The sequence below is a fragment of the Pseudomonas sp. AC229 genome (assembly GCF_979254655.1).
On sequence record NZ_CEEDHK010000019.1, the window covers coordinates 42070 to 68168 of the forward strand.

General features: G+C 58.3%; 26 protein-coding genes. 11 read left to right on the forward strand and 15 right to left on the reverse strand.

From position 1 onward, the window contains the following. Positions 1-36 precede the first annotated feature (36 nt). Both AC0IW7_RS22730 and AC0IW7_RS22735 read left to right on the forward strand, forming a co-directional pair. Positions 37-1824, forward strand: coding sequence for an alkyl/aryl-sulfatase (locus AC0IW7_RS22730; RefSeq protein ID WP_471821024.1), 1788 nt, complete (start codon positions 37-39; stop codon positions 1822-1824). 174 nt (positions 1825-1998) lie between these two features. Continuing rightward, complete coding sequence (locus AC0IW7_RS22735) at positions 1999-2247, forward strand: DUF1145 domain-containing protein (RefSeq protein ID WP_122495079.1); 249 nt, start codon at positions 1999-2001, stop codon at positions 2245-2247. Here the strand turns inward: AC0IW7_RS22735 and AC0IW7_RS22740 are convergent, their stop codons facing one another. Continuing rightward, a complete protein-coding gene (locus tag AC0IW7_RS22740) occupies positions 2248-3306 on the reverse strand; it encodes a putative urea ABC transporter substrate-binding protein (RefSeq protein WP_471821025.1) in 1059 nt (352 codons plus the stop codon). 240 nt (positions 3307-3546) lie between these two features. Between AC0IW7_RS22740 and AC0IW7_RS22745 the strand changes: the two genes are divergently transcribed. The 3 genes from AC0IW7_RS22745 to AC0IW7_RS22755 all read left to right on the forward strand — a co-directional run bounded on the left by AC0IW7_RS22745 (position 3547) and on the right by AC0IW7_RS22755 (position 6561). Further along, on the forward strand, positions 3547-4365 hold the full coding sequence (locus tag AC0IW7_RS22745; protein ID WP_463383114.1) for an alpha/beta fold hydrolase: 819 nt from the start codon (positions 3547-3549) through the stop codon (positions 4363-4365). Positions 4366-4539: 174 nt separating this feature from the next. Continuing rightward, positions 4540-4752 carry a DUF6434 domain-containing protein gene (locus AC0IW7_RS22750; protein WP_471821027.1) on the forward strand — a complete coding sequence of 71 codons (213 nt, stop codon included), beginning with the start codon at positions 4540-4542 and terminating at the stop codon, positions 4750-4752. Between the two features lie 105 nt (positions 4753-4857). Continuing rightward, the gene (locus AC0IW7_RS22755) at positions 4858-6561 is read left to right on the forward strand and encodes an amidase (RefSeq protein WP_471821029.1); all 1704 of its coding nucleotides are present in this window, start codon (positions 4858-4860) and stop codon (positions 6559-6561) included. A 194-nt stretch (positions 6562-6755) separates the two neighbouring features. Here AC0IW7_RS22755 and AC0IW7_RS22760 read toward each other — a convergent pair whose 3' ends face one another. After that, entirely contained in the window at positions 6756-7664 is a 909-nt protein-coding gene (locus AC0IW7_RS22760; protein ID WP_463552039.1) for a LysR substrate-binding domain-containing protein, read from the reverse strand. 163 nt (positions 7665-7827) lie between these two features. Here AC0IW7_RS22760 and ycaC point away from each other — a divergent pair, with 163 nt between their 5' ends. Continuing rightward, complete coding sequence (gene ycaC / locus AC0IW7_RS22765; RefSeq protein WP_122495088.1) at positions 7828-8460, forward strand: isochorismate family cysteine hydrolase YcaC; 633 nt, start codon at positions 7828-7830, stop codon at positions 8458-8460. A gap of 232 nt (positions 8461-8692) precedes the next feature. Here ycaC and AC0IW7_RS22770 read toward each other — a convergent pair whose 3' ends face one another. Beyond that, positions 8693-10057 carry a heavy metal sensor histidine kinase gene (locus AC0IW7_RS22770; RefSeq protein ID WP_471821032.1) on the reverse strand — a complete coding sequence of 455 codons (1365 nt, stop codon included), beginning with the start codon at positions 10055-10057 and terminating at the stop codon, positions 8693-8695. Next, on the reverse strand, positions 10054-10725 hold the full coding sequence (locus AC0IW7_RS22775) for a heavy metal response regulator transcription factor (protein WP_471821034.1): 672 nt from the start codon (positions 10723-10725) through the stop codon (positions 10054-10056). The genes AC0IW7_RS22770 and AC0IW7_RS22775 overlap by 4 nt, the downstream gene beginning before the upstream one ends. A gap of 138 nt (positions 10726-10863) precedes the next feature. Here AC0IW7_RS22775 and AC0IW7_RS22780 point away from each other — a divergent pair, with 138 nt between their 5' ends. Together AC0IW7_RS22780 and uraH are read left to right on the forward strand one after the other, a co-directional pair. Next, positions 10864-11367 (forward strand): GlcG/HbpS family heme-binding protein, encoded by a 504-nt coding sequence (locus tag AC0IW7_RS22780; RefSeq protein WP_471821036.1) that lies wholly within the window; start codon positions 10864-10866, stop codon positions 11365-11367. A 15-nt stretch (positions 11368-11382) separates the two neighbouring features. Further along, positions 11383-11793 carry a hydroxyisourate hydrolase gene (gene uraH / locus AC0IW7_RS22785; protein ID WP_463552042.1) on the forward strand — a complete coding sequence of 137 codons (411 nt, stop codon included), beginning with the start codon at positions 11383-11385 and terminating at the stop codon, positions 11791-11793. Between the two features lie 118 nt (positions 11794-11911). Here uraH and AC0IW7_RS22790 read toward each other — a convergent pair whose 3' ends face one another. Beyond that, positions 11912-12475: an MFS transporter permease gene (locus tag AC0IW7_RS22790; protein ID WP_463539307.1), complete on the reverse strand. Its 564-nt coding sequence runs from the start codon at positions 12473-12475 to the stop codon at positions 11912-11914. A gap of 173 nt (positions 12476-12648) precedes the next feature. After that, the gene (locus AC0IW7_RS22795) at positions 12649-13143 is read right to left on the reverse strand and encodes a hypothetical protein (RefSeq protein ID WP_471821038.1); all 495 of its coding nucleotides are present in this window, start codon (positions 13141-13143) and stop codon (positions 12649-12651) included. Positions 13144-13322: 179 nt separating this feature from the next. Here AC0IW7_RS22795 and AC0IW7_RS22800 point away from each other — a divergent pair, with 179 nt between their 5' ends. Further along, positions 13323-14069, forward strand: coding sequence for a class I SAM-dependent DNA methyltransferase (locus AC0IW7_RS22800; RefSeq protein WP_471821040.1), 747 nt, complete (start codon positions 13323-13325; stop codon positions 14067-14069). A gap of 35 nt (positions 14070-14104) precedes the next feature. On the opposite strand, the gene AC0IW7_RS22805 is transcribed toward AC0IW7_RS22800, so the two are convergent. After that, positions 14105-14908 carry an alpha/beta fold hydrolase gene (locus AC0IW7_RS22805; RefSeq protein WP_471821041.1) on the reverse strand — a complete coding sequence of 268 codons (804 nt, stop codon included), beginning with the start codon at positions 14906-14908 and terminating at the stop codon, positions 14105-14107. Positions 14909-15005: 97 nt separating this feature from the next. Here AC0IW7_RS22805 and AC0IW7_RS22810 point away from each other — a divergent pair, with 97 nt between their 5' ends. Further along, positions 15006-15368 carry a winged helix-turn-helix transcriptional regulator gene (locus AC0IW7_RS22810; RefSeq protein ID WP_471821042.1) on the forward strand — a complete coding sequence of 121 codons (363 nt, stop codon included), beginning with the start codon at positions 15006-15008 and terminating at the stop codon, positions 15366-15368. Between the two features lie 186 nt (positions 15369-15554). Here the strand turns inward: AC0IW7_RS22810 and AC0IW7_RS22815 are convergent, their stop codons facing one another. From AC0IW7_RS22815 to AC0IW7_RS22825, 3 genes are read right to left on the reverse strand one after another with little or no spacing between them, the layout of a single operon-like run. After that, positions 15555-15938, reverse strand: a complete 384-nt coding sequence (locus AC0IW7_RS22815) for a hypothetical protein (RefSeq protein WP_471821043.1) — start codon at positions 15936-15938, stop codon at positions 15555-15557. Beyond that, on the reverse strand, positions 15935-17344 hold the full coding sequence (locus AC0IW7_RS22820) for a PAAR domain-containing protein (protein ID WP_471821045.1): 1410 nt from the start codon (positions 17342-17344) through the stop codon (positions 15935-15937). Before AC0IW7_RS22820 ends, AC0IW7_RS22815 begins: the two co-directional genes overlap by 4 nt. Positions 17345-17348: 4 nt before the next feature. Next, the gene (locus AC0IW7_RS22825; protein ID WP_471821047.1) at positions 17349-17789 is read right to left on the reverse strand and encodes a hypothetical protein; all 441 of its coding nucleotides are present in this window, start codon (positions 17787-17789) and stop codon (positions 17349-17351) included. A 391-nt stretch (positions 17790-18180) separates the two neighbouring features. On the opposite strand from AC0IW7_RS22825, the gene AC0IW7_RS22830 reads away from it, so the two are divergent. Then, positions 18181-18945, forward strand: a complete 765-nt coding sequence (locus AC0IW7_RS22830) for a hypothetical protein (protein ID WP_471821048.1) — start codon at positions 18181-18183, stop codon at positions 18943-18945. A 155-nt stretch (positions 18946-19100) separates the two neighbouring features. Here the strand turns inward: AC0IW7_RS22830 and AC0IW7_RS22835 are convergent, their stop codons facing one another. From AC0IW7_RS22835 to AC0IW7_RS22855, 5 genes are all read right to left on the reverse strand, one after another. Continuing rightward, entirely contained in the window at positions 19101-19880 is a 780-nt protein-coding gene (locus AC0IW7_RS22835; protein WP_471821050.1) for a hypothetical protein, read from the reverse strand. 496 nt (positions 19881-20376) lie between these two features. Beyond that, the gene (locus tag AC0IW7_RS22840) at positions 20377-20700 is read right to left on the reverse strand and encodes a DUF3077 domain-containing protein (protein ID WP_471821051.1); all 324 of its coding nucleotides are present in this window, start codon (positions 20698-20700) and stop codon (positions 20377-20379) included. A 622-nt stretch (positions 20701-21322) separates the two neighbouring features. After that, a complete protein-coding gene (gene rhuM, locus AC0IW7_RS22845) occupies positions 21323-22348 on the reverse strand; it encodes a RhuM family protein (protein ID WP_471821053.1) in 1026 nt (341 codons plus the stop codon). Between the two features lie 179 nt (positions 22349-22527). Further along, positions 22528-24498 carry a hypothetical protein gene (locus tag AC0IW7_RS22850; RefSeq protein WP_471821054.1) on the reverse strand — a complete coding sequence of 657 codons (1971 nt, stop codon included), beginning with the start codon at positions 24496-24498 and terminating at the stop codon, positions 22528-22530. 68 nt (positions 24499-24566) lie between these two features. Next, positions 24567-25814 carry a ribonucleotide-diphosphate reductase subunit beta gene (locus tag AC0IW7_RS22855; protein ID WP_122450433.1) on the reverse strand — a complete coding sequence of 416 codons (1248 nt, stop codon included), beginning with the start codon at positions 25812-25814 and terminating at the stop codon, positions 24567-24569. Between the last annotated feature and the right edge of the window lie 285 nt (positions 25815-26099).

Genomic DNA, 26099 nt, shown 5'->3' on the forward strand with positions numbered 1-26099 from the left:
AGGTGCGCTCGTCCATAACAACAAAAGACGTCTCCCATGCGCGCACTCACTCGCTTCAGCGGCCTGCTGCTGGCCGCCACCCTGCCGTTGTCTGCCCTGGCAGCGCTGCCTGCCGAAACCATTCAGCCGTCGATCAACACCGAGCTGGCCGAGCACACCAAGGTCTTCAACAAGCAAATCTACAAAGTCACCGACGCGGTGTATTCGGCCGTGGGCTGGAGCATTGCCAACAGCGTGATGGTGATCGCCCCGGAAGGCTTGATCATTTTCGACGCCGGCGAGTCGCCGGAAGAGTCGGCCAAGGTATTCGCCGAGTTCCGCAAAATCACTGACAAGCCGGTGAAGGCCATCGTCTACAGCCACTTTCACCCCGACCACATCAACGGCGTGAAGGGCTTCGTCTCGGAAGAGCAGGTGAAAAGCGGCGAGGTGCAGATTTACGCCCACGAAACCCTGCTGGAAAACGTGGTCACTCAAGGCGCGCTGGTCGGCCCGATTCTGGCCATGCGCTCGGCCTACACCTTTGGTGCGGCGTTGAACGAGGCCGACCGTAAAGACATGAACGGCGGCATCGGCCCGATTGCCGTGGGCGGGCAGAGCACGTTCATCGCGCCCACCATCACCTTCAAAGACACACTCGACACCACCATCGCCGGCCTGCGCGTGCAACTGCGCTGGGCGCCGAGCGAGGCGCCGGACGAGATTGTCATGTACCTGCCCGACAGTCGCGTGCTGCTCAGCGCCGAGGTCGATCAAGGCCCGACGCTGCCTAACATCCACACCCTGCGCGGCGCCAAGTTTCGCGATCCGGTGGCGTGGGTGAACAGCCTCGACCTGCTGCGCGACTACCACGCCGAGTACATGGTGCCGTCCCACGGCCGCCCGGTAAGTGGCGCCGAGAACGTGGAAGAAGTGCTGCGCATGACCCGCGACGGCATCGCCTACATTCACGATCAAACGGTGCGCTGGATGAACAAAGGCCTGACCCCGGATGAACTGGTGGAAAAGGTCAAACTGCCGCCGCACCTGGCCGGCTATACGCCGTATCTGCGTGAGTACTACGGCACCGTCAGCCACAGCGTTCGGCAAATTTACGAGGGTTATCTGGGCTGGTTCAAAGGCGACCCGGTGGACCTCAACCCGATTCCTCCGGTGGAGAAAGCCACGCGCATGGTCGAGCTGATGGGTGGCCACGACAAAGTGCTGCTCGCCGCTGGCGATGCGTATCTGAAAGGTGACTACCAGTGGGCGGCCGAGCTGGCGACTTACGTGATTCGTATCGACCATGACGACACAATGGCGCGGGACATCAAAGCCCGCAGCTTCCGCAAACTGGGCTACGCGCAAATGAACATCAACTGGCGCAACTGGTACCTCACCAGCGCCATGGAACTGGAGGGCACTCTGGGCGAGGCGCAACTCACGGAAATGGCCAAGCGCCTGCGCGGCACCTTTCTCTCCCCCGACATGCTGAAAAACCTGCCGGTGAAGGTGTTCCTGCAAAACTGGGTCACCCGTGTCGACCCGGACAAAGCCGACGACGTAAACCTCACACTCGGCTTCAGCTTCCCCGACATTAACGAGCAATGGGCGCTGGAAATTCGCCGTGGCGTGGTGCAACTGCACCGCGGTATTCCAGACGGCACGACACTGAAACTGACCCTCGATAAAAGCTACCTGGACACCGTAATCAGCGGCCAAAACAGCCTGCTCAAGGGCGCGGTGTTGGGCGACGTGAAGGTGGACGGCGACCTGCTCGACATCAAGACGTTCCTCGGCTGCTTCGACTTCGCCGACAGCCCCATCAGCCTCACCCTGCGCTAGCCCCGGCCAAACAAAAGTGCGGGAGAAAAAGCCGGCCTGAATCCGTAGGTTGGGCTGAGCTAAAGCGAAGCCCAACATGCCGTTTAAGCCTGTGGTGAGCCGTTCTGTTTGATGTGGCGGGGGACGTCACGTTGGGCTTCGCGTTCCGCTCAACCCAACCTACGGATGTTTTCCATGCATGTGATGTCGTTCTTGAAAGGCGCTCTGGCCATGTTCTGGCTGATGGCTTTGCTCAATGTCATTTACCCGTTCGGCGAACCGTTGCATCGACCGTTGTTACTGCTGACTGGTGTATTGCTGCTGGCCCATGCCGGCGAAGCGCTTCTGTTCAATAACCGCCTCAAGCAGCAGGCGTTTCCCTGGCTGGAGCGTATGCAGGTGCTGCTGTTTGGCTTTCTGCATTTGCGCGGTTTGGCGCGCTAGTTACAGCTTTCCGTCCGCCGCCACCTGCATAAACGCCGGCTCGAAGCGCAGCTTGATATTGGCTGGGCTGCCGTTGACCACGCCGTTGGCGAACGACACGCCAATGCTCTGCGCGCTGGTGGCTTTGCCGAGCATGTGATGGCTAAAGGCGAAGTCTGCCAGGCGCTGCATGGCGGCCGGCAGGGCCGGGCTTTCGGCGAATGCCACGGCGCTGCGCGGCGTGTAGAACGAGCGGGTTTTGCTCAGTTGGTCCTGATAAGCGGGCAGGTCGGCGCCGGCGCTTTTGGCAATGGCCGCCAGCGTGGCGGCGCCTTTTTCGTCGCTGGCGCTCATGCGTTTCATCAGTTCGAACCAGGCGCCAGTCAGCGCGCGACCGAGCGCCGGGTTGGCGCGCAAGGTGTCGGTATTCACGGCGAACAGGTGCACCACTTCGCCGGGCAGACGGTGCGAGCTGAACACCAGCGTGCGGTCGCTGCCGGCCTGTAACGGCGCCAACGCCGGATTGGAAATGGCGAGCGCATCCCCGGTGCCGCTGGCGAACGCGGCGCCTTCATCGGTCAGCGGCGTGAGGGTGACGTCCTCTTCGCTCAACTGCACCGACTCCAGCGCGCGCACCAACACGTAATGCGCCACCGAATTTTCCTCCACCTGCACGGTTTTGCCTTTGAGGTCTTGCGCGCGTTGAGTGCGCCCGCGCAGCAGCACGCCGTCATTGCCGGCCGAGAAATCGCTCAGAATCAGCGCGGTGGTGTCAATGCCGGCCGCAGCAGGCACGGTCAGCGCCTCCAGGGCATTCATGGTGCAGCCATCGAACTGGCCGGCGGCGTATTGCTTGGCGGCATCGCTGCTGGTGTCGACGCGCACCACATCAATGCTGATGCCGTACTTCTTCGCCCAGCGCGCCAGCACGTTTTGCTGCGCCGCATAGCCCCACGGCAACGCGCCCGAGTAGTCGCTCCAGCACACGCGAAAGTGGTCCTTGGCCACAGCGCTGTTGCTGGCGCCCAGCGCCGCCAGCAGCAGAAAAAAGGCCGTGGCCAGGGAAGGGGATGCACGCATGAAAAGCTCCAGCAACAGAAAAAAGGGTGGACCACTCGGCCGCGCCGCGAGCTTATCGCAGGGCTAACGTAGACGTTGGTCGCAACGCAAAAATTGCGAACACGTGCTTACCTCTACAGGCCAAACGCAACCCAGCACAGCCGTGCAATTCGTCGTCACATTGCAGGCGGATAGTAGCTGGCGGTACAGGCGCTACCGGCGCCTTGTTCAGATGAAAAACGGACCCTTCAGGAGAGAAGCATGAGCACATTCACCACCACAGACGGCACCGAGATTTATTACAAAGATTGGGGCAGCGGTAAGCCCGTGCTGTTCAGCCACGGCTGGCCGCTGGACGCCGACATGTGGGAATACCAAATGGAGTACCTGAGCTCCCGTGGCTACCGCACCATCGCTTTCGACCGTCGCGGCTTCGGGCGTTCGAGCCAGCCGTGGACCGGCTACGACTACAACACCTTCGCCGACGATATTGCCCAGTTGATCGAACACCTGGACCTTAAAGAGATCACCCTGGTGGGCTTCTCCATGGGTGGCGGCGACGTCAGCCGATACATCGGCAAATACGGCACCGCCCGTGTCGCCAAGCTGGTGCTGCTGGGTGCGGTAACGCCGATCTTCGGCAAAAGTGCCTCGTTCCCTGAAGGCGTCGACGCCTCGGTATTCGACGGCATCAAAGCCGGCCTGCTCAAAGACCGCGCGCAGTTCATCGCCGACTTCGCCGCGCCGTTCTACGGCACCAACCAGGGCCAAGTGGTTTCCGAGGGCGTGCTGACGCAAACCCTGAACATCGCCTTGCTGGCCTCGCTCAAAGGCACCGTGGATTGCGTAACGGCGTTCGCCGACACCGACTTCCGCCCGGACATGGCCAAAGTCGACGTGCCGACCCTAGTGATTCATGGCGACGGCGACCAGATCGTGCCGTTCGAAACCACCGGCAAACTGGCCGCGCAGCAAATCAAAGGCGCTGAGCTGAAAGTGTACAAAGGCGCACCGCACGGTTTTGCCGCGACCCACACGCAGCAATTGAACGAAGATCTGCTGAGTTTCATCGCCGGCTAATTCCCGCACGAGCGGCTCCCGTAGGCGAACGCCCCGTGCGGGACTTTCGCCTACGGACGCTGCCCGTGCGCTACGCGGGTCGGTTCTGAGAATGCGTTGGAAACACGCCGGAGCCTGTGGCGTGAATCTGCTTTGCTGTACAAGGAGCACCCCTTCATTTTGCAGAGCAGCACCATGGCTTTCGACTGGCACTCCGAACTCCTCACCACCGGAACCCCGTTGCGCAAAAACTTTCGCGTCACGCAAAACGTCCGCCGTTTTTTCATCGAACACTGCGGCGAGCAGTTCACCCTTAATCGTGAATTCCGAGCCTGGATACGCAGCGGCGCGCCGCTGACCCTGGGCGAAGTCGTCACCGAATGGAACCAGCGGTTCGGCAAGCGATAGCCGACGCGCCACACAGTTGTCATCGCCTGGCCTTGAGGCAGAATAGGCAGCCTAAGCACGTAGCCCTTGCGCCGCGCGCTCATTTGCCAACGCTATGAGGCCAGCATGATCGAAGTCACCGAAGCGTCCATCGCCGACCTGCGCGCCGCGCTCGAAAGCGGCCGCACCACTGCCGTCGAGTTGGTGCAGGCGTATCTCGCACGCATCGACGCCTACGACGGCGCCAACACCGCCACCGCCCTCAATGCCGTCGTCGTGCGCAACCCCGCCGCGCTCGAAGAAGCCCACGCCTCGGATGCCCGCCGCGCCGCCGGCAAAACGCTCGGTCCGCTCGACGGCATTCCCTATACCGCTAAAGACAGCTACTTGGTCAAAGGCCTGACCGCCGCTTCCGGCAGCCCCGCGTTTGCCAATCTGGTTGCCCAGCGTGACGCCTTCACCATTGAACGCCTACGCGCAGCCGGCGCCATTTGCCTGGGCAAAACCAACATGCCGCCGATGGCCAACGGCGGTATGCAACGCGGCGTGTATGGCCGCGCCGAGAGCCCGTACAACGCGGCTTACCTGACCGCGCCGTTTGCCTCCGGTTCCTCCAATGGCGCTGGTACGGCAACTGCGGCCAGCTTCGCCGCGTTTGGCCTGGCGGAAGAAACCTGGTCCAGCGGCCGTGGCCCAGCCTCCAACAACGGCCTGTGCGCGTACACGCCGTCGCGCGGGGTGATTTCCGTGCGCGGCAACTGGCCGCTGACGCCGACCATGGACGTGGTGGTGCCTTACGCCCGCACCATGGCCGACCTGCTCGAAGTGCTCGACCAGATCGTCGCCGAAGACCCCGACACCCGTGGCGACCTCTGGCGTTTGCAGCCGTGGGTGCCGATTCCCAGCGTCGCCGAAGTGCGCCCGGCGTCTTACCCGGCGCTCGCTGCTAGCCCCCAGGCCCTGGCAGGCAAACGCCTGGGCGTGCCGCGCATGTTTATCAACGCCGACCCCGAGGCTGGCACCAGCGAGGCGCCGGGCATCGGCGGGCCGACCGGGCAGCGCATTCACACGCGGGCTTCGGTGATCGACCTGTGGCAACAGGCACGCCAGGCGCTGGAAGCCGCCGGCGCCGAAGTGCTTGAAGTGGACTTCCCGCTGGTCTCCAACTGCGAAGGCGACCGCCCCGGTGCGCCCACCGTATTCAACCGTGGGTTGGTGTCGCCGGAGTTCCTGCACCACGAACTGTGGGACTTGTCAGCCTGGGCTTTTGACGAGTTTCTACAAGCCAACGGCGACCCGGCACTTAACCGCCTGGTAGATGTAGACGGCGCAAAAATGTTCCCCCACGACCCCGGCACCTTGCCCAACCGCGAAGGCGACTTGGCCGCCGGCATGGACGAATACGTGCGCATGGCGGAGCGGGGCATCACCCCGTGGGATCAGATTCCAACCTTGCCGGACGGCCTGCGCGGCCTGGAAAAAACCCGGCGTATAGACCTGGAAGACTGGATGGACACCTTGGGCCTCGACGCCGTGCTGTTCCCCACCGTGGCCGACGTTGGCCCGGCGGACGCCGACGTTAACCCGGCCTCGGCCGACATCGCCTGGAGCAATGGCGTGTGGGTGGCTAACGGCAACCTCGCCATCCGCCACCTTGGCGTGCCGACCGTGACGGTGCCCATGGGCGTGATGGCGGATATCGGTATGCCCGTCGGCCTGACCTTCGCCGGGCGGGCGTACGACGATTCGGCGCTGCTGCAACTGGCCTCGGCATATGAAGCGACGGGGAGTAAGCGCGTAATCCCGCCGCGCACGCCGGTATTGAAATAGCAAAAAAACCTGTGGGAGCGGCTTTAGCCGCGATGGGGTGGGCCTGCAAAGCACATTTGCAAATAACGCGTCACGGCTGGCCCTCACCCCCAGCCCCTCTCCCGCAAGCGGGAGAGGGGAGCCTCGACGCCGTTTAGTCACCGATTGCGGTTAGCCTCTCTTCCAGGCGGGAGGGCCGGGGAGAGTGAAGACCGTCACGCCATATCACTCAAACTGAATTCCTCCCCAAGAAAATCAATCAATGTACGCACCGACGGCAGCAACCCGCGCCGCGAGGGAAAGATGGCGTGCACGATCCCGCATTTCGGCGTCCACCCCGGCAGCATCTCTACCAGCGTGCCGGCGGCCAGATCATCCCTCACCGCCACCCTCGGCAAATGCACAATGCCCACGCCCGCCAGCGCCGCGTCGCGTAGGGCGCGCAGGTCGTCGGTGACCATGCGCGGGCGGTGGTTGATCTGCAGGCTTGCGCCTTCGGCACTGAACAACTCCCACTGATACTCGCGCTGCTGCCCGCCCCAAAACAGACTCGGCAGGCGACTCAATTCTTCCGGCGCAAAACCCACGTCCAGGCACTGCGCGTACTGCGGGTGGCCGACCAGGCATTGCGTGCTGTTGCCCAGCACCTTCATCACCATGTCGGTGTTTTCGAGCGGCGGAAAACGCACACGCAGGGCGATGTCGAAGCCTTCGTGCAGCACGTCCACGCGGCGGTTGGTGGCTTCAATCGCCAGCTCCACCAGCGGGTACTTGAGCATGTAGCGCGTCAGCATCGGCCCCACCCATGAGTTGAGCAACGTAGTGGGGCAGGCCAGGCGAACCAGCCCGCGCGGCTCACTGCGGTTGCGCTCGATCACCTCGGCGGCGCTTTCCGCCTCCACGCGCATGGCCACGCAGCGCTGGTAATAGGCCTGGCCGATTTCCGTTAACGCGTTGTGCCGGCTGGTGCGGTGCAGCAGGCGGACGCCCAGGCGTTCTTCCAACTGCGTAATACGCCGACTGAGTTTCGACTTGGGCATGTCAAGCGCGCGCCCGGCAGCGGCGAAGCCACCGTGTTCCACCACTTGGGTGAAGTAGTAGAGGGTGTTGAGGTCTTCCAACATCGTTCTCCAAATAGAACGCTAGAGGCAATTTTTGCAGTCTAGTGCAGAAAGGGTGTCGATTTTAAGCTTTACCCATACCGCAGCGAACACAAACGCAGCGGCAAACGAAACACACCCTTACCGCCGACTATCCGGCACCCAATCAGAAAGCGAGGAACGCACCATGACTACTTCTTACAAATACAACCGTCTCGACAAAGACAACGCCGTGGTTCTGCTGGTCGACCACCAAGCCGGTTTGCTCTCCCTGGTTCGCGACATCGAACCGGACAAGTTCAAAAACAACGTGCTGGCCGTTGCCGACCTGGCCAAGTTCTTCAAGTTGCCCACCATCCTTACCACCAGCTTCGAAACCGGCCCCAACGGCCCGCTGATGCCAGAGCTGAAAGAGATGTTCCCCGAGGCGCCATACATCGCTCGCCCTGGTCAGATCAACGCCTGGGACAACGAAGATTTCGTTAAAGCCATCAAGGCCACCGGCAAGAAACAACTGATCATCGCCGGCGTAGTAACCGAAGTGTGCGTAGCGTTCCCGGCCCTGTCGGCCATCGAAGAAGGCTTCGACGTGTTCGTGGTGACCGACGCCTCCGGCACCTTCAACGAAATGACCCGCGACGCCGCCTGGGACCGCATGTCCGCCGCTGGTGCACAATTGATGAACTGGTTCGGCGTGGCTTGCGAGCTGCACCGCGACTGGCGCAACGACATCGAAGGCTTGGGCACCTTATGCGCCAACCACATTCCGGACTACCGCAACTTGTTCACCAGCTATAACGCGCTGACGGCCAAGAAATAAGGAGAGGGTTTAGGAACAAACCGGGGCTGAGGCTCCGGTTTTTTTGTATTGGATTTATGAAGGCGGGGAGATTTTCGTGCGCTTCGGCCCTCACCCCCCAGCCCCTCTCCCGCAAGCGGGCGAGGCGAGACAAACGCGTACGCGAGAACACCGCGGACCTGCCCCCTCGCCCGCTAGGTCGGCCGGACAGGCGAGAGGGCTGGGGAGAGGGGCCGTTGAACTTTTAGCAGGCCTACTCCTCAGCCAAAAACACCAACGAAAACACCGTCCCTTCCGCATCACTGCGCACCCGAACCTCGCCCCCATGCGCCTGCATAATCGAACGCACAATTGCCAACCCCAACCCGCCAGAATCCCCAGGCTGGGCGCGCGATGGGTCGCAGCGGTAAAAGCGTTCAAACAGATGGGGCACATGCTCGGCCGCAATCGCCGGCCCCAGGTTATGCACGCTGACTTCAACCCAAGCACCATCCACCCGTGAACTCAGCGTGATCGGCTGACCCACTTCGCCATAGCGCAAGGCATTGGCCAGCAAGTTCGCCAGCGCACGGCGCAGTAAATCCGGGTCGGCCAGCACGGTGCCCTGGGCTTCATTGCGCAACACCACCTCGCGCTCTTCGGCCATGCCTTCGAAGTACTCGCACAACTGCTCGCCCAATGCGTGCATGTCCACCGGCTGACGATTGATCACCGCCTGCTCGGTGCGCGCCAGAAACAACATGCTGTCGATCATGCGCGCCAGCCGTTCGTATTCTTCCTGGTTCGACACCAGTAAATCTTCGTACTCCGCCACCGTGCGTTCACGTTGCAGGGTTTGCTGGGTGTGGCCCATCAGGTTACTCAGCGGCGTACGCATTTCGTGGGCCAGGTCTTCGCAGAACCGCGACAGCTGGCCGAAGCCCCCTTCAAGGCGCGCAAGCATGTGATTGAGCGCCTGGCTCAGCGCCTGCAATTCCGCCGTGGTCTGAAATTCATCCAGACGCAGGTGCAAATGCTTGCTGTCGATCGCCGCCGTGCGTCGCGCCAATTCCCGCACAGGCCGCAGCCCGCGTTGACTCACCAGCCAGCCCAGGCAGAACGCCAGGAGCATGCCGGCGCCCAGGGCCAGCCACAGTTTCAGCCGATACGCCGCCAGCATCTGTTCACGCTCGGTGAGCAGCTTGCCGGCAATCAGCGTGAGCTGTTGGTCACCACGGGGCATGCTTTGCCAGGCTAGACGCAGCGGATTGCCCGCCGGGTCGTCGCCGAGCTGGGCCGAGGCGGCGGCGGGCAGAACAGGGCGGGGCAAACCGGGAGGGTTGATTTCGATGAGCACGCGGCCGGCGTCGTCCACCACCCACAGCACATTGTCGCGATTGCCCAGCATGTTCTCGTACAACTGCGGCCGTTCGCGCAGCGCCTCGATGCTCTGGTTGTCGCTCAGAATCGCCTGCATCCGCTGCACCCGCCCCAGCAGCGCCTGGTCATCGCGCCAGGCAATTTCCCGTTCCAGCGAGTGGTACAGGTAAAAACCGATGGCGCCCAACAGCAGCGCGCTGACCAAGGCAAACATCAGCGCCAGCCGCACACTCAGCGCACGCGGCGCCCAGCGCGTCACGGTTGCACCGCCAGCGTGTAGCCCATGCCGCGCACGGTTTGGATGAGCTTGCAGGTAAACGGGTCGTCCACCTTGGCGCGCAGGCGGCGGATGGCGACGTCCACCACATTGGTGTCGCTGTCGAAATTCATCTGCCACACCTGCGAAGCAATCTGCGCCCGCGACAACACTTCGCCCTCGCGGCTAAGCAACAAATGCAGGAGGGCGAATTCCTTGTTTGTCAGCGTCAGCCGCTGGCCCTGGCGCGTGACCTGGCGGCGCAGCAGGTCGAGGTGCAAGTCCGCCACCAAGAACTGCTCCACCTCGCGCGGCGGACCTCGGCGCAGCAAGGTACGCACCCGCGCCAGCAATTCTGCATAGGAAAATGGCTTCACCAGATAATCGTCAGCGCCCAACTCCAGGCCTTTTACCCGGTCTTCCACCGCATCGCGCGCGGTCAGAAACAGCACCGGCGTTTGCTGCTTGCGGCGGATGATCTGCAGCAACTGCCAGCCGTCGATGCCGGGCAACTGCACATCCAGAATGATCAGATCGAACGTTTCTTCTTGCGCCAGGTGCTGGCCGTCCAGGCCGTTGTGCGCGACCTCCACCAAATAGCCCGACTCACTCAGCCCCTTACGCAAGTAATCGGCCGTTTTCACTTCGTCTTCCACCAGCAAGATACGCATGGGTTCCTCCACCACAGGCGCATAAGGCTAGGCGTTTGCGCGCCGTTGTCCCATTACAAATTCGTAATGCAGGCGTAATCGGCCCGTGGGGCAGGGCGCCGCACCATGGCGGCCACTTGTCACCGACCGGAAAACGCCATGCTTAGCCGAATCGCCCCACTCACACTGCTCACCCTCGCCTTTAGCGCCACCGTCATGGCCGCCCCGTCTGCCGCGCCGGTTGCCCAACGCGCCGACGTCACCCTGGCCCTGGCCAACCAACTGCTCGACACCACGCTCGCCACCTGCCACGCCCTCGGCCAAACCGCCGTCGCTGCCGTGGTGGATCGCGGCGGCAACCTGGTGGCGGTGCAGCGTGACGACAACGTCGGCCCGCACAACACCCTGGCCGCGCAACGCAAAGCCTTCACCGCACTGTCGACCAAAACCGCCACCAGCACCCTCGCCGAACGCGCCCGCAGCAACCCCGACGCCGCCAACCTCACCACCGTCGGCGAACTGCTGCTGCTCGGCGGCGGACTGCCCTTGCGCGTCGGCGACCAAGTAATCGGCGCCATCGGCGTCGCCGGCGCGGGCGGCAGCGCCAACGACGAAGGCTGCGCCCAGAAAGCCATCAGCCAACACCTACCTACCCAGCCATAACCCAGGAGCTCACCCATGAAACGCCTCACCACCTTGCTCGCCAGCCTGGCCCTCAGCGCCGTCGCCAGCCTTGCCAACGCCGCCGACAACCCTTTGAGCGTGCACGTACTCAACCTGCAAGACGGCCTGCCATCCTCCGACGTGCGCGTCACCCTGGAACAACAAACCGGCGCCACCTGGACGCTGCTCAACAGCGGCACCACCAACGAACAAGGCCGCATTCCCGCCCTGTACCCCGAAGGCAAAAAACTGGAAAAGGGCACCTACCGCGTCACCTTCAAAACCGGCGACTGGTTCCGCAGCCACAACGCCGCCACCTTCTTCCCCGAAGTGCCAGTGATCTTCGCCGTCGACGGTGCGGTGGCGCATTACCACATTCCGTTGTTGTTGAGCCCGTATGGCTTTTCGACTTATCGCGGGAATTGATGGAAGCAAAAAGCCCCGCGATGGCGGGGCTTTTTTTGTTGCTCGGCTGTAGCGACGGATCGGTTTGTAGGTTGCGGTTGAGCGCAGCGAAGCCCGACCGAGTGCCGAGAGCGAGCCGTCAAACAAACTGGCTATACGCCCAAATCAACACGCCCCAGAGCGACAGCCCCAACGCCAGGCATACAAAATTAGCCGCCGAGTAGCTGCTATTTTCACGCCCTTGCGGGTCGCCACTGGCGACGTTGGCTTTGCGTTGCAAGCCTACCAACGGCACCACGCTGAGCAGGCCGAACATATCCACCGCAATGGACCCTACCAACGGCAACTCCACATAACTGGTCGCTCGGCTAAGCACGACGCCAACCACCGTGATCACCACGTACCAAGTGGCGGCATCGTCATAGCGGGGCGTTTGCAATTGCTGTGCATCGAGTTGCGCAGTCATTCGCCGCGACAACGCGTGAACGAAGAACACCGAGAAAAAGGCGCGCGCAAAGGGCCAGATTCCTTCCGGCATGCTGCTGCGTTGGCTGGCCCATTGCTTATAAAACCAATACAGCTGATACGCCCCAAACGTGCCGAAAAACATCACCAGCATTTTTGGAATGGATGTGACGAAGAAGCGCCCTTGCTCGGTCGTTTCGAGAAGGGCGGCAGCGGGGGTTTGGTAGATGTTTTCCATGACCGATCCTTGGTTAGACGTGTTTGGGTCTTGCGATGGCTAAAGTAATCGGCGACAGATCTGTCAGCAACAGTCGCGCGCGCAACCAGCGAAAGACCAAGCCAAAACCGCGAATTAGATTGCGGTTGCCCCCCGCAAAATCCAACAAATCCCATCCTACAGAGCTTCCGGACTCACGCCGTGGTGAGCGCCTTGGTCTTTGCCGCCGCCACCGTCGCCCGCAACGCCACCAACGTTTCCTTACCCGCCGGAAAATCAAACACGCCGCTTTCCGACAGCGTCATCACCCGTTCGCCGTTGTTCAACGTGAGCTCCATAAACGCCAGATGCTCGGACCACGAGCGATAGCGGCGCGTCATGAAAATCGCGTGCCGCGAGGTCACCGAACGCACCTGCGAAAGCGCAATGCGGCGGTGTTCCGTGCCGGTCACCAACAGCTCATCGCCATGCACCAACACGGGCAGGCTGCGTTTCACCCAAAACCACTCAACCGCGAAACGCCCCGTTATCAGCAGCATAAACAGCGCGAACACCTTGGCTTCGCCATTGGGCGTTTCGAACAGCGCCATTGCCGTCATGCCGCTCATCACCACCAGCAACAACAGGGTAATCAGGCGATAGAAATACACCTTATGAAACTCGGAAAGGGTAAGTAAGCGCAGATCCATGGGGCGGCTTCCTGAGGCGAGCACAGCGAAAAAACAAGCGAACGGTGATTGGAACAGACAACCGTCGGCCCTGCGCAGCCATGTCATCAAACTGTGGCCTGGCGCCTATTTTTCCCGGCGAGCGGGACGCTTCGGCTATCATCCGCGCCCCTCAAAGCCCACCCCACGCGCAGGTCATCATGCCCGGCAACGCCCTTTATACCGACCTGTCCGGCTACTACGACCTGATGTGCGCCGACATTGACTACCGCGCCCAAAGCCACAGCGCCCATCGCCTGCACCAACTCTTCGGCAACGCCGGCAAGCGCCACCTCGATCTCGCCTGCGGCACCGGCCCCCATGTGCGCCACTTCCTCGACGCCGGCTACCAAAGCGCCGGCCTCGACATCAACCCACCCATGCTCGACAAAGCCCGACTGCGCTGCCCCGAAGCGCACTTCAGCGCCCAAGATATGTGCGCTTTCACCGTGGCCGAACCGGTCGACCTCATCACCTGCTTTCTGTACTCCATCCACTACAGCGCCACCCTCGAGCGCCTCACCGCCTGCATCGCCGCCGCCCACAACGCCCTGGCCGCAGGCGGCGTGTTCTGCTTTAACGCCGTGGACAGAAACCACATCGACAACGCCTCCTTCGTCTCCCACACCGCCCAGCGCGACGACAGCCTGTTCAGCTTCAGTTCGTCGTGGAGCTACCCCGGAGAAGGCGAGCGGCAATCGTTGAAACTGCGCATTGAACGGACCGTGGGCAAGGGCGCAATGCAGGTGTGGCATGACGAGCACGCGATGGTGGCGGTGAGCTTTGCTGAGCTGCGCGGGTTGTTGGAGCGGTACTTCGAGGTGCGGGTGATGGCGCACGATTATCAGAAGTTGGTGGAGTGGGATGGGGTGGTGGGAAACGCGCTATTTGTTTGTGTGAAAGCTTGAAGAAGAGCGTTACCAAAGAGCGGGTCAGCAGATAGCTACTCAATCGCCCGCAAAAATTGGAGCAGCGCTGCATTAACCGCGCCCGGCGACTCCACCATGGCGATATGCGACGTATCGGCCAGCACCACCATCTGCGCGCCCGCAATATTTTGCGCGATTACCGCCGCAGCGGCGGGCGGTGTGCTCGGGTCCAGGTCGCCAACCAAAACGAGGGTAGGGCAGGCGATTTCCCCGAGCCGCTTCCCGACATCAAAGGTCGCAATCATCCGCCACATGGCCGCGTGCACGGTTGGGTCGTCCGCCAGCAACATGGCCGTCACGCGGGCCATCAGCTCGGGGCGTTCGCGCCGGGTTTGCGCGCTAAACCACCGCTCCAGGCTGGACTGCACCACGGCCGCCATTCCGTCGTGTTCCACCGCCAGCGCCCGGGCGCGCATGCCTTCGCGCGCCGCATCGGCAAAGCTGGCAGCCGTAGCGATCAGGCACAACGAGCGCACCCGCGCGGGATAAGCCAACGCCAACGTTTGCGCCACCATACCGCCCACCGAAATCCCCACCACATGCACGGCGCCGTTGCCGAGGTGCTCGATCAGCTGCGCCACCTGGGCACTGATAGCCGCAAAGCTAAAGCCATCCGCCCGAGCAACCGAACCGCCATGGCCGGGGAGGTCGAACGCCACCACCTGAAAATGCGGCGTCAGCGCCTGAACCTGCTCATCCCACCACGTTAAGTCGTAACCCACCGGGTGAATCAACAGCACCGTGGCGGCCCCTGGCAACCCCGTTCTGCGCCAATTAAGCCCGGAGCTATCGCGTTGACTGCCGATGGATAAATGCATTGAATAAACCTCCTTTGCCGGGTGAGCGAGCATGCTAAGCGCGCGCCGGCCAAGGGCGTAAGTAGGCACTTTGAAGTAACCCCGCCAAGAGGCCGCCATGCCATCAGCAACCCCAGCCCCGCATTTCGAGCAACCCGGCGAAGCCTGCCAAATGCACGGCCTGCTCGAACTGCTCTCCGGGCCCTGGACCCTGCATATCCTCTGCTCATTGGCCATCAACGGGCCGATGCGCTTTGGCGAACTCAAACGGCACATCGACGGCATCTCCGCCCGGCTGCTCACCGTGCGCCTGCGAATGCTTGAAGCGCGCGGCTTTATTAACCGCCACGCCACGGATCAGGTGCCGTCAGAAGTCACGTACTCGCCAGCGCAGCGGTTAGAAGAAATGCAGGTAGTGATCAAGGCGCTGAGGGGCTTGGCGGTTAAGTGGGAAGGGGAGGATGTTGCGATAGAGGGCTAGACGGGCTGGCAAAGATGCTGGAAGGCGGGGGGCTTTCGGGTAGGGTGACGATTAGATAAAAACTGTAAGTAAGGCCCTGTGGTCATTATTACAAACGGGCCGCAGAGGAACGCGACGCCAAATGTAGATTTCCAGAAATCATAGTTAACCATGTATGCAGCTCGCGATCTGAACTTGCAGTGCTCACTATTTAAGGACTTCGGATTTAATTATGATGGTAAACACCGTCATCGCGCCGAGTAGACATAGTATGTTCCACTGAAAAAAAGCTAGTTTTCTTTTGAGGGAACCGGGGAAGAGCCTAATGTCCTCTTCGTCAACATGGCGGCGTTTGAGGTAGAAGTTAGGAAAGGTAACCACGCTCGATATTCCTCCGACGACGATTAGCGTTCCCCAGACGCCTCCAAACCGTATCGGAGCGAGAGCAACAATTATCGGGCTATTTTTAAGGTGGGCAAGCATCAAGTCCATTTTTGTATAGCCCATATGCAATGCGATACCTAGCCAGATGGCTTGTCCCAGGAGTGCTAGTCCGCCAAGAGTTCCGATAATTTGCTCGGCGGTATTCATTTCACATGCTCGTAAATAATCTCCCCCATTGTCTCGCCAGCTGCTGCTCCGATAAGTCCTACGCCGACGGAGGCAACTCCGACCACCACTACGCTACACACTACCGTGCCAAAACCGACCGTGGGTACACCTAACGCTACACAGAGAGTCGATACAATAGGGACCGTCATCGCACTTGCTGTCACCGCTCCGCCGAAAGCGCCCCCAATGAAGTTGCCGGTTTCGGTAAATCTAACTTTTCTACAAGCTTCAGGGTTTCCTGCTGAACAAACTTCCTGAACTTTCATATACGAAGCGCCGCCTCCGACTGCAGTGCCTACCCAGCCGCCGTATTTCACAAATTTTGCCGCTTTGGAAACTCCTCGGATATGCGTGGCGTACCCCGGTATTTGTCCCGGCGCCCCCGCCTCAGTCCATTTATGAATCAGGCTTTTGTTGTAGATCCCCAACGCATGTTTCAGTTGTGGATGGTCGGGGAAACCTATGCTCTTGCGCGTGATGCCGTTCAGGCTGATGTCGAGTAAAGAGAGCAGCCGCTTGCGTTCGGCGAAGAATTCAGGCGACCGCAAATGGCCGTCTTTTTGGAATGTCCTTTGGTGTAGGGTTTCAATGTCTCGTAGAACATTTTTAACGTTATCGAGATGCTTCGCGAACATGGTCTCGCCGATACCGATCGCGGTCGAACCATGCGCCAGGAAGGTTTCGAGTTCCGCTCGGTGACGCATCATGAAATCGGCCTCCTCAACGGTTATCAACCTGAGGGCTTCCTTCGCCTTTGCTGCTGCCTCCATTAGAAGCGCTTCTTCACGCATGCACAGATAGTTTCTCGGATCGCTCAATACGATCATCGAGCCCGCCTTAAAGTCACCCGCTCCAGGGTTGAGCGCTCTGAACTTGCGCATCACCGCCGGATCCGGTTGCGGGAACAGCGTGGCTTCCAGCGCTTGGCGGCTCGTACTTTTGGTCACCACATAGAAACCCGGTTCCTGAGGTTCGTCGTCGGTGACGATGGGGGAGGCCGGCGGCACTGGAGAGGCAAACGCAGACTGGCGCGGCGCTGTGTAGCCGCTGTTTGGAACCGAGGCCGGCGATTCGGCGAAAGCGCCTGCCGCCCGCGGTGCCGGGAATTCGTTGTGATAGCGAGCGGTATGGATTGAGGGGATCAGCGTGGCGTTACACGGGCAACTGCTCCGGCTATCAAGCGTACCCGCCATGAGCTTGCCGTGGCTTTCCATGTGGGAAATACCGCCGACGATTCGGTAGATTTTTCCATCCTTTCCACAGGTAACCCGGTCGCCTTCGCGTGCATGTAGCAGCCCGAAAAGGTTGATACGCGCATCGCCGTCGAGCACTTGCCCGCCACAACTGGTTCTATCGCCGCGGCCGATGAAGAAACCCTCGCTCATTGGATTACGCCTCCACGTCGGTAAGGAAGTCTTCGGGCAGTGGTTTGTCTTCGCGCGCTACGTACAAAGCTCCCTCCAGGGGCGTGGCGACGATTTCGTCACCATTGCTAAGCCGACTTCCCACGACAGCGATAAAACTGTTGGTTTTCCCCGCAGTGGTGATGATCGTGGCCGTGCTGCCATCGGCGTATTCCACGAAATCCCCTTTACACGCGGCGCCTACTTTGTGGCCGTCGCCGAGATCGAACCTCAGCACTGATGAACCGCGCTTAACAACGCCGCCTTGCCGCGTTTTGCTGCCTTCGACGGCGATCCGGTAAATAGCGAGGGCGGGCTTTGGATGGCGGCCTGCAGATTGATCGTCGGCGTGTACCGCCTCGCCCAACCTACGCAGGTAATCGGAGGAAACGGTGTTGGTGAAAAGCAAAGGCGAGTAGGCGTGCATGTAAGCGTCCTGATCCTTGGTTTGGCGTTACTGGGTTGCTGCTCAGCCCCGGAACACGCGTAGCGCGTATTTCGTCAAAATTGGGCGGTGCAGAACGGACACCCACGTTGCGTTAAACGCTGCGTTGGATGAATCAGATGCTTCTTGGAAACGAGCTGCTCAATGGCCGAATGCTGGGATGCAATTAGCTACATGAACGCGGGAATCGTGCTGCGAAATGCAGGGGTTGCTAGGACGCGCACGGGAGTTGTCGGTATGGGATCAGTTACCCTCTGCAAAACGCCACCTCAAGGCGGCCGCCTACGCCTCTCTGGCCGGCGCGGCGCGTTCTGTTTGTTTTTTTGTAGCGCGACAGCGCAGTTCTATCTCTCACCTATCCGTCGGAGCTGATATGCCCCCCGAAGTGCAAAAGCTGCAAGACGCCATCGAATCCATTCCAGGCGTCACCGATGCCGTGGTGGAGAAGGTCGATCTTTCCGATATTCCCGAAAGCCTCTTCAGCCTGCCTCCCTACGGCGACCTGCCATTGGGCGCGCTACGCCGCACCCAAGGCGGCACGCCGGACGAAGTGTTGATCGCCGTGAACTTCGGCATTTCCCGCGACGCCAAGGGCCTCGACGCCCTCGAATTCATCGCCTGGTGGGTGCGCGACAGTGCACGCGGCGGTAATCCGATACAGATCCGCGCGCTGGCGCTTCCGCCGATTGGCGACCAATTTGGGACAACACTTCGGTTTGTTATCGACATACTTCTATGTGGATCCCGAACAGGACATTGGCAAGCTCTTGGCCACGGTGGGGGAGTTGGCGGCTGGGTTGAGTGTGTTGGTGGAGATGAACTCCAAGGTGCTAGGCGGGTGACGGCTGTTCGCTCGGTTAATACATCTTCCGAATGGACTGGGCTTGCTATGGGAAAACTAGCGGTGGCCCTGTCGCTGATCATGTTGGTGGGCTGCATGCCTTATCAGACCGTAACGTCGCCTGATCCGAACTGGATGCGGTTGGGTGGAGAGGCGCCTGAAGGTTATCCGCGGACGTTTGTTGAGCGCTTTGACGGCAAATGCTCGGTGGTTACGGAGTCTTGGTCTGAGGGGAAGATTAATGGTCGGGGGTTGTGGACTAAACATCAGGAGCGAAGAGCAGTGGATTGTCCGTAGGGGTTCGGGTGGGGCGGGACACTCATTATCTAAAGGAAAGGGGGGCGGATTTGTTGGGTTGCTCGGATTTAGAGCCACTTAATAAATCTGTCCCCTTTTTTCGCAGTCCCCTTTTTTCGCACAACTACCGAAGGCGATACGAGCCGAACCTCGGTTTACTGGGCGGATTGTGGAGCCATCACTTTCAGCAGTTCGGCATAGGCCTTGGCCGAACACCCCGCTCTGAAGGCTCGCTCGCCTAACTGCTTGGCTACCGCAGGGGCTCGCTTAGCCTCTCGCATGGCAGAGGTATAGAAGGCCTCCGCGCGAGCTTGCTCCAGCGTCAGCATCGGCGGCTGGGCCGTGCCGTCTTCAGTGCTTGGCGAATCGACGCAACTCATCGGCTCAAAGGCTTTCATTGGGTAGAAAGCGGCGTAGGGGTCCTTGCGGGCGGCGACTGTCATCAATACGCCATAGCCATCGTCTGCGGCCTGGAGCATTTCCTCCAGATTTCGGGCCAAGCTCACGTCCGCGCATTGTGCGCGCACGCTTAAGGCGGCAATCAATAAGTCGCTGGCTGCAGCGCGCTTGAGCAAATCACAGGAGTTGGCGTTTAAGCTCGCCCGGTTGGCAGTGTCGTGGAGCGCCGCCACGCGTAGCTGTTTCGCCAGCTCAAACTGCGCGGGCGCAAAGCCCAGGTTGGCAGAGGTTTGCAACAGTTCGAAGGGGTTGGACTGGATAAGAACAATGTAGTCAGCCAACTGCTGAATGTCTTTTTCTGAGTAGGCGAAGGGCTTAGCCTGGCTACCCAGCGTATGTTGATTCATCGCGTCGATCTTGGTTTGAGCGGCCATGAACTCGGTGTACTCCTGCGCACCCGGCATCGGGTGGCGGTGCACGCAGCCGCCAAGCAGGGTAAGGCAGAGGCAAAGGGAAAAGGCTAGAACGCGATCCATCACCGTACAGCTCCTAGGTAAAACAATGAGCGCTGAGGCGCAGCGCATACATAGCGGGGGGCACAGAACGTGCTCGCGTGAAGGGCGTTATGTTCAGCTTTTGCGGTGAAGCAAAGCAACTGCTAGCGGTGCGCGCTGCATGAGCGCGTTGGTAGGTTATTGCCGGCAAGGACGCTCATAACCATTGAAACCGCCGGCGGCGGTTGCGTCAGAGTGGGTAGTAGTTTGTTCGCGCCTCCATCTCCTCAACGCTCACGGTAGTGGACGTGTCCAACCTGGCGATACGCTCTTTCGCAAGCCGTTCGCTGCGCAAGTCTTCCAACTCATTCTGCCTCGCTCGTACAGCGTCGGCTCCAGCCAAATCTTGAACAGCTTCGTTGTCTTTGAAAAATGCCAAGTCATCTACCTCCCTACGCAAAACCCCGCCAAAGCGGGGTTTTGTACGTCCGGGTTATCGGGCGCCCAGTTCAATGCAGACGCCTAACGACCTACCAACTTACGCAGCCGCCTGCTCCTGCGCTTTCGGCTCGCGAGCCGCCTTAGCTCGCGCTTGCGCCTGAGCTAAAAACTCAGGGTCTTGCACTTGGCACGCGTCGACGACGGCGCGGGCCATTTCGGCGAGGTATTGCAGGCCGGTCCGCTCGGCTACTTCATTAATCGCGCCGTGGTTGACGATCAGGGTTTCGAGGCAGAACAGCAGATCGGCTGCATGCTCCAGCGCTTGCTCCACGGGGATGCCGGCGTTTACGGAGAACAATGTTTTCCTGTCGACGTGGCAGAAGGTGCGGCTGTCGGTGACAGCAGTGTTTTGGCTGTTCATGGTTGCACCTCTAGGGAGGCGGCAAGAAGGGACTGGGTGATGCGGCGGGTTAGTGCGGATTGGTGTGGCATTTCCTTATACCTCTTAAATTACGTGTCAGCCTCTTTAGGCTGGGTGCCGGGAGTTAAAGAAACCCCACGTAGCGGGCCGGACTTATTCCCCTTGCGGGTTTTGTATTCGTCCACTCCCGGCATAACAGTAATTTCAGAGCCCACTGAGAAACTGTAGGCAATAAAAAGCCGCTTCTGTCGGGTGCGGATATCCGCTACGTGTGGGTGTTCTTAAGCACCGGGGAGGGACGTTATGGGCAGGGAGGAACACGGTCAACGCAGGCATTGCGCCATTGTTTTGATAACCTAAGTTAATGAAATACCCGCTATGCAAAGTGCCACTTGGCATTGGCGTACTGGCACATAAATAGGGCTACCCGGGAGCCTACAAGAACTTAGGAAAAGTCCATGCCCAAAGTTATCGCTGTTACGACAAAAGGGTCTTGGTTTTCCCAGCTAGCAGTTTTGCTGTACGGCTAGAAACGCAAAGCCGCGTTCTCAGTTGGGCTGCTTGCGAAAGTATGAAAAATGAATCTGAAACTTTTTCCCTGGCAATATCTCCAGGCCTTCCATCACTCGTCTATTAAGAGTTCGTCGTAGTCACCGGCAGCCAAAGCTTCTTCCGTATAAATATGGCCTAGCGCTTCGATTTTCCTACGTTTTTTAAACAGAGCGTACTCCTGTTTGGCGTGATTTATAGCCTCGTCCTTGATGAAGTCTTCATATCCGCTAAAAACAGGGTAGTCGTTGAATTCAAGAAGCCTGTCTAGCTTTAAATGCAGCGACCCCATGGTCATTTCTTTCTTAGTGAGCGCAGTACTCTCAGCATAAAGCATAAATTGCTCTGAAAGCAGGTGCAAACGGTACAATTCTTCGCTATTAAGATAATTTTTTCCGGTCTTCGCTTCCTCTAAAGTTGGAACGTCGCCACGTATGCTCTGAATGCCCATTGCTTCCGAGTGATGATCCGCCCTGTCAAGGATCAGTTTGGAGCTCGTCATTCCTGTAACCGCATGGTGAAACTTATCTTGAAGCAGCGCGTAGAAGCTTCGTACCATTTTCGAGTTTGGGTCATAATCAGAAGAGCAAATTTTGAAGCACTCTCGGACCTTGGCATAAACCTGCTTTTCTTCCGACCTTAGCGCACGTACCGCCGCAGCAAGTTTATTAAGTTTCTCAGGCGACTCGCGAAGAGCCTTCTCGTTGATTACATACCCTTGTTCAACGTAAGTTTTGAGAGTCTGAGTGGACCATTGCCGAAATGCGACAGCATTTTTTGCATTTACGCGATATCCGACCGACAGGATTGCATCTAAGTTGTAATGCTTGATGGACTTTTCAACAAAGTGCCCACCTTCTCTCCGAACGATCGGAAAATCCTCGGTAGTTTCTTTTTCCTCAAGCTCTCCGTCTGAGAAAACGCTTTTAAGGTGAGTTTCAACGCGTTCCTTCGTCGTGTCGAATAGTGCCGCCATGTTTTGGGTCGTAGCCCACAGAGCTTGGTGGCTTGGCTCGAACTTCAGCTTGATACTGACGTTATCGCGCATGAACAAAATGGTGCTTTCGCTCAGTTTCGTGAAACTCTCTTCCTTCGCCATGTAAAACTCCTCGCATACTTGCGTAGTTGGGGGCGGGATTACATATCAGAAATGCTAGTCCGCCTCTTAAGTTGACTCCGACAATAAATTGTTGCCTGTTTAAACTAGGATTTGAGAATCCTTAAACCAAAAAAAGCGGGGGTACGGACAAATTTTTCCCCAATTTGTACTTATAGATGCTAGTGGTTTGTCTGGCTAGTAACACCAGAGTCGCCTAGGTATTTTTTTCGGGACGATGAAAGATATCTTTTAAGTAGCGTATCTTCAATTTTGTCTTTGACTTTTTTAAGTGTAAATCCATCATAGACGCTCACTACGCCTGCGATGGCAGTAACTATAGCAAGTGCTACGAACACATAATGTGTTTGTTCGGTCTCAACGGGCTTGGTCAGGCCTAGACTAGCTGCAGCCCCTATGAAGAGAAGTCCAGAAACGAGTATGTTCACCGCTTTAGCGTGGGCGGCGGCCCGATTTTGGCAGTCCCAATATATTCTGCTTTCGATGTTTTTATTTTTCTCAAGTAACTCATTTAGTTTTGTTTGCGCTTCTATTTTTTGGCTTCTTTCTTCTTGAGTTTTTGCAATCTCATCGGCTTTTATTTCGCTAGTCACTCTGTCCAAAGTTTGAGTGATGCTTTCTGGCTGTAAGGCGCTTTCTTCGCCAAGAGTTAGCTTCATAAGCTCGTCCTGAGCTAGCACGCTTCCTCTAAGAAGTTGATGGTCTCTTGCGCTAATTTTTTTGCTTCTTTCAAGTTTTTCAATTTCGTCTATATACTTTTCCAGCCAGCGTTTGCTTGGTTGCTTCGCAGCATACGCATATGCGAGCAGCTCCGACGTTGGGATGTTGGGCGCCCCCATTGGCGCTTTAAGCCACGCGAGGTTCGCCAGACTGAAATCAGTAATTACACTTGAAACATCGCTAGAATTTCCATGATCTTTCCCGTAATTAAACGCTGCCCGAGAAAATGCAGTATTGCTTGTGACCAAGGCAGCAACACATTTTTCTAATGAGTGCGGGTTTTTCTTCCCTCGAAGCACGTAGATGCTTCTGACAGAGTTTATGTCATCCTCCCGAGCCCTATCGTTAAAGTAACTTATCTCGTCATCAAGAGCTGTCTCAAAAGCGCTTTCATCAATTTGAAAGTCTTGGATGTATCGAGGGGTATCGATGATTTCAACGCCAAGTGCGTCTAATGCGCTATCGATTTTGCTAATGGATAAGAGTAGATCTGATTTTTTTAATTTTTTGCTTCGGGCGATTCTGACGATAGAGCCACGAGCCTTAGCATCGTCTATATGGTTGGCTGCGCCAGTTATAACTCGCTCCAGTTCTTCGCGGGAATGAGAGAAGGTAGCTATTTTTGCTCCTAGATTTTTTAGGAGAGTTATTGTCTCGGTTGTCGCTTTGATTCTATGCTCTTCTTCCAAGTCTAGTATTTGAATCAGAAGAGGAGTGTCAAGATAAAATGTTACGCCGTTATAGGTTTTCGGGGCGTTTTGTAGGTCTGGGCAAAGAAGCGCGTTGGCAATCATGTGCCCTTGAAGTAAGACAATAAAGTTGTCGAAACGGGCTTGGTCATTTTGTTGAATATGGAGAACGTACTCGCTAACTAATACGATGTCTGTCGGCTTCTGGCTGGTAATCGCGGGAATGGCGGTCCCCCGCAGATACGCCTTGAGACACGGTATGTCGAACTCGCTCAGAAAGCTGCATATGGCAGTAACAGCGCTATCCTCGTTGAGTGAGCCGTGTCCTAAATTTTTTGCATATGAAATAAGCCCTGTAATTACACTGCTAATGTGTCGACTGGCTTCGTTTTTGCTGTGGGAAATATCCGGGTTTTCTATTTTTCTTATATGAAAAACCCCGGCATCTTTATATAAAATATCTGCTTTTACGAGGCGCTTTAACAGTATTTGTACTGTTCTGGCGGGTATTTCTAAGCCGAAGTTTTCTCTAATAAGTTCTGATATTTTCACATCAGTGATTATTTCAGGTCTTTTGTCGTAAAGAACTTGGGTGATGAATGGGTTTAGGTAGTTTAAATAATCTCCACCATGGTCGATTTCGACCTTTAACATTGCGAGGCTTGTTAACGTAGATGTAGAACCCATTTTTGAGGCTCCGTTGATGAACATCGCGGCAGTCATAGATCATCACTTCTTATTGTTTGATAGATAAAAAAAGGCGCCGTAGGGGGCGCCTTTTACTCTCTAAATTAATCCCAACTCAACGCCCCACCAGTCTGATATTCAATAACCCGAGTCTCAAAGAAGTTCTTCTCCTTCTTCAAGTCCATAATCTCGCTCATCCACGGGAACGGGTTAGTCGTACCTGGGTACTCTTCCTTCAACCCAATCTGCGACAACCGACGGTTAGCGATGAATTTAAGGTAGTCCTCCATCATCGCCGCGTTCATCCCCAAAACCCCACGAGGCATGGTGTCACGGGCGTATTCGATTTCCAGCTGCGTGCCCTGAAGAATCATCTGGGTCGCTTCGTCTTTCATCTGGGCGTCCCACAGGCTCGGGTTTTCGATTTTGATCTGGTTGATCACGTCGATGCCGAAGTTCAGGTGCATGCTTTCGTCGCGCAGGATGTATTGGAACTGCTCGGCGGTGCCGGTCATTTTGTTGCGGCGGCCCATGGAGAGAATCTGGGTGAAGCCGCAGTAGAAGAAGATGCCTTCCAGTACGCAGTAGTAGGCGATGAGGTTGCGCAGGAATTGACGGTCGGTTTCCGGGGTGCCGGTTTCGAATTTCGGGTCGGAGATCGAGCGGGTGTATTTGAGGCCCCAGCTGGCTTTTTTAGCGACCGATGGGATCTCGTGGTACATGTTGAAGATCTCGCCTTCGTCCATGCCCAGCGATTCGATGCAGTATTGGTAGGCGTGGGTGTGGATCGCCTCTTCGAAGGCTTGGCGCAGGATGTACTGGCGGCATTCGGGGTTGGTGATCAGGCGGTACACGGCCAGTACCAGGTTGTTGGCAACCAGGCTGTCGGCGGTGGAGAAGAAGCCGAGGTTGCGCATGACGATGCGGCGCTCGTCTTCGCTGAGGCCGTCGTTGCTCTTCCACAGGGCAATGTCGGCGTTCATGTTTACTTCTTGCGGCATCCAGTGGTTGGCGCAGCCGTCGAGGTATTTCTGCCAGGCCCAGTCGTATTTGAAGGGTACGAGTTGGTTGAGGTCGGCACGGGCGTTGATCATTTGCTTGTCGCCAACGTGCACGCGGGCGCTGGTGCCGGCCAGGTCGTCGAGGCCTTCCTGGATGTCCAGGTCGTTCAGGGCAGACTTGGCGCGGGCCACGGCGTCGGAGTCGTTGGCGTCTACGGCGCGGGCTTCGAGGGCGGCGTTACCGCCGACTTGGTTGAGCTTGTCGAGGCTCATGTCGTTGACGGCGGCGTTGGTGGAAGGCGCAGCGGCTTCGGCGCTGTCCTCTTTGTCGAATTCATCCCAGCTCAGCATGTGTTTGCTCCCGGCTTTGGGCCGTGCGCCTGGGGCGGGCGGCCTTTGTGAGTTTCTAGTCTAGTTCGATGCTTGTGCACGCAAAGCAGGGACTGACTTTTTGGTTTTGACCGGCCCTGGCGGTGGGTTGCTGAGGACGGTGTGTTGTTTGTTTGGGGATTGGCGGTGGATTCGCCCCTCTCCCTAGCCCTCTCCCCGGAGGGGCGAGGGCTGTCTCTTATACACATCTGACGCTGCCGACGAAGTAGAGCCGGTGTAGATCTCGGTGGTCGCCGTATCATTAAA

Bases quoted from the DNA above. Each gene is read 5' to 3' on its own strand.
- AC0IW7_RS22835 (WP_471821050.1), bottom strand. From the start codon at position 19,880: ATGGATCGCGTTCTAGCCTTTTCCCTTTGCCTCTGCCTTACCCTGCTT.
- AC0IW7_RS22850 (WP_471821054.1), bottom strand. From the start codon at position 24,498: ATGACTGCCGCGATGTTCATCAACGGAGCCTCAAAAATGGGTTCTACA.
- AC0IW7_RS22780 (WP_471821036.1), top strand. From the start codon at position 10,864: ATGCTTAGCCGAATCGCCCCACTCACACTGCTCACCCTCGCCTTTAGC.
- AC0IW7_RS22755 (WP_471821029.1), top strand. From the start codon at position 4,858: ATGATCGAAGTCACCGAAGCGTCCATCGCCGACCTGCGCGCCGCGCTC.
- AC0IW7_RS22790 (WP_463539307.1), bottom strand. From the start codon at position 12,475: ATGGAAAACATCTACCAAACCCCCGCTGCCGCCCTTCTCGAAACGACC.
- AC0IW7_RS22800 (WP_471821040.1), top strand. From the start codon at position 13,323: ATGCCCGGCAACGCCCTTTATACCGACCTGTCCGGCTACTACGACCTG.
- AC0IW7_RS22810 (WP_471821042.1), top strand. From the start codon at position 15,006: ATGCCATCAGCAACCCCAGCCCCGCATTTCGAGCAACCCGGCGAAGCC.
- uraH (WP_463552042.1), top strand. From the start codon at position 11,383: ATGAAACGCCTCACCACCTTGCTCGCCAGCCTGGCCCTCAGCGCCGTC.
- AC0IW7_RS22805 (WP_471821041.1), bottom strand. From the start codon at position 14,908: ATGCATTTATCCATCGGCAGTCAACGCGATAGCTCCGGGCTTAATTGG.
- AC0IW7_RS22775 (WP_471821034.1), bottom strand. From the start codon at position 10,725: ATGCGTATCTTGCTGGTGGAAGACGAAGTGAAAACGGCCGATTACTTG.
- AC0IW7_RS22820 (WP_471821045.1), bottom strand. From the start codon at position 17,344: ATGAGCGAGGGTTTCTTCATCGGCCGCGGCGATAGAACCAGTTGTGGC.
- rhuM (WP_471821053.1), bottom strand. From the start codon at position 22,348: ATGGCGAAGGAAGAGAGTTTCACGAAACTGAGCGAAAGCACCATTTTG.
- AC0IW7_RS22745 (WP_463383114.1), top strand. From the start codon at position 3,547: ATGAGCACATTCACCACCACAGACGGCACCGAGATTTATTACAAAGAT.
- AC0IW7_RS22815 (WP_471821043.1), bottom strand. From the start codon at position 15,938: ATGAATACCGCCGAGCAAATTATCGGAACTCTTGGCGGACTAGCACTC.
- AC0IW7_RS22830 (WP_471821048.1), top strand. From the start codon at position 18,181: ATGCCCCCCGAAGTGCAAAAGCTGCAAGACGCCATCGAATCCATTCCA.
- AC0IW7_RS22825 (WP_471821047.1), bottom strand. From the start codon at position 17,789: ATGCACGCCTACTCGCCTTTGCTTTTCACCAACACCGTTTCCTCCGAT.
- ycaC (WP_122495088.1), top strand. From the start codon at position 7,828: ATGACTACTTCTTACAAATACAACCGTCTCGACAAAGACAACGCCGTG.
- AC0IW7_RS22855 (WP_122450433.1), bottom strand. From the start codon at position 25,814: ATGCTGAGCTGGGATGAATTCGACAAAGAGGACAGCGCCGAAGCCGCT.
- AC0IW7_RS22735 (WP_122495079.1), top strand. From the start codon at position 1,999: ATGCATGTGATGTCGTTCTTGAAAGGCGCTCTGGCCATGTTCTGGCTG.
- AC0IW7_RS22750 (WP_471821027.1), top strand. From the start codon at position 4,540: ATGGCTTTCGACTGGCACTCCGAACTCCTCACCACCGGAACCCCGTTG.
- AC0IW7_RS22730 (WP_471821024.1), top strand. From the start codon at position 37: ATGCGCGCACTCACTCGCTTCAGCGGCCTGCTGCTGGCCGCCACCCTG.
- AC0IW7_RS22760 (WP_463552039.1), bottom strand. From the start codon at position 7,664: ATGTTGGAAGACCTCAACACCCTCTACTACTTCACCCAAGTGGTGGAA.
- AC0IW7_RS22840 (WP_471821051.1), bottom strand. From the start codon at position 20,700: ATGAACAGCCAAAACACTGCTGTCACCGACAGCCGCACCTTCTGCCAC.
- AC0IW7_RS22795 (WP_471821038.1), bottom strand. From the start codon at position 13,143: ATGGATCTGCGCTTACTTACCCTTTCCGAGTTTCATAAGGTGTATTTC.
- AC0IW7_RS22740 (WP_471821025.1), bottom strand. From the start codon at position 3,306: ATGCGTGCATCCCCTTCCCTGGCCACGGCCTTTTTTCTGCTGCTGGCG.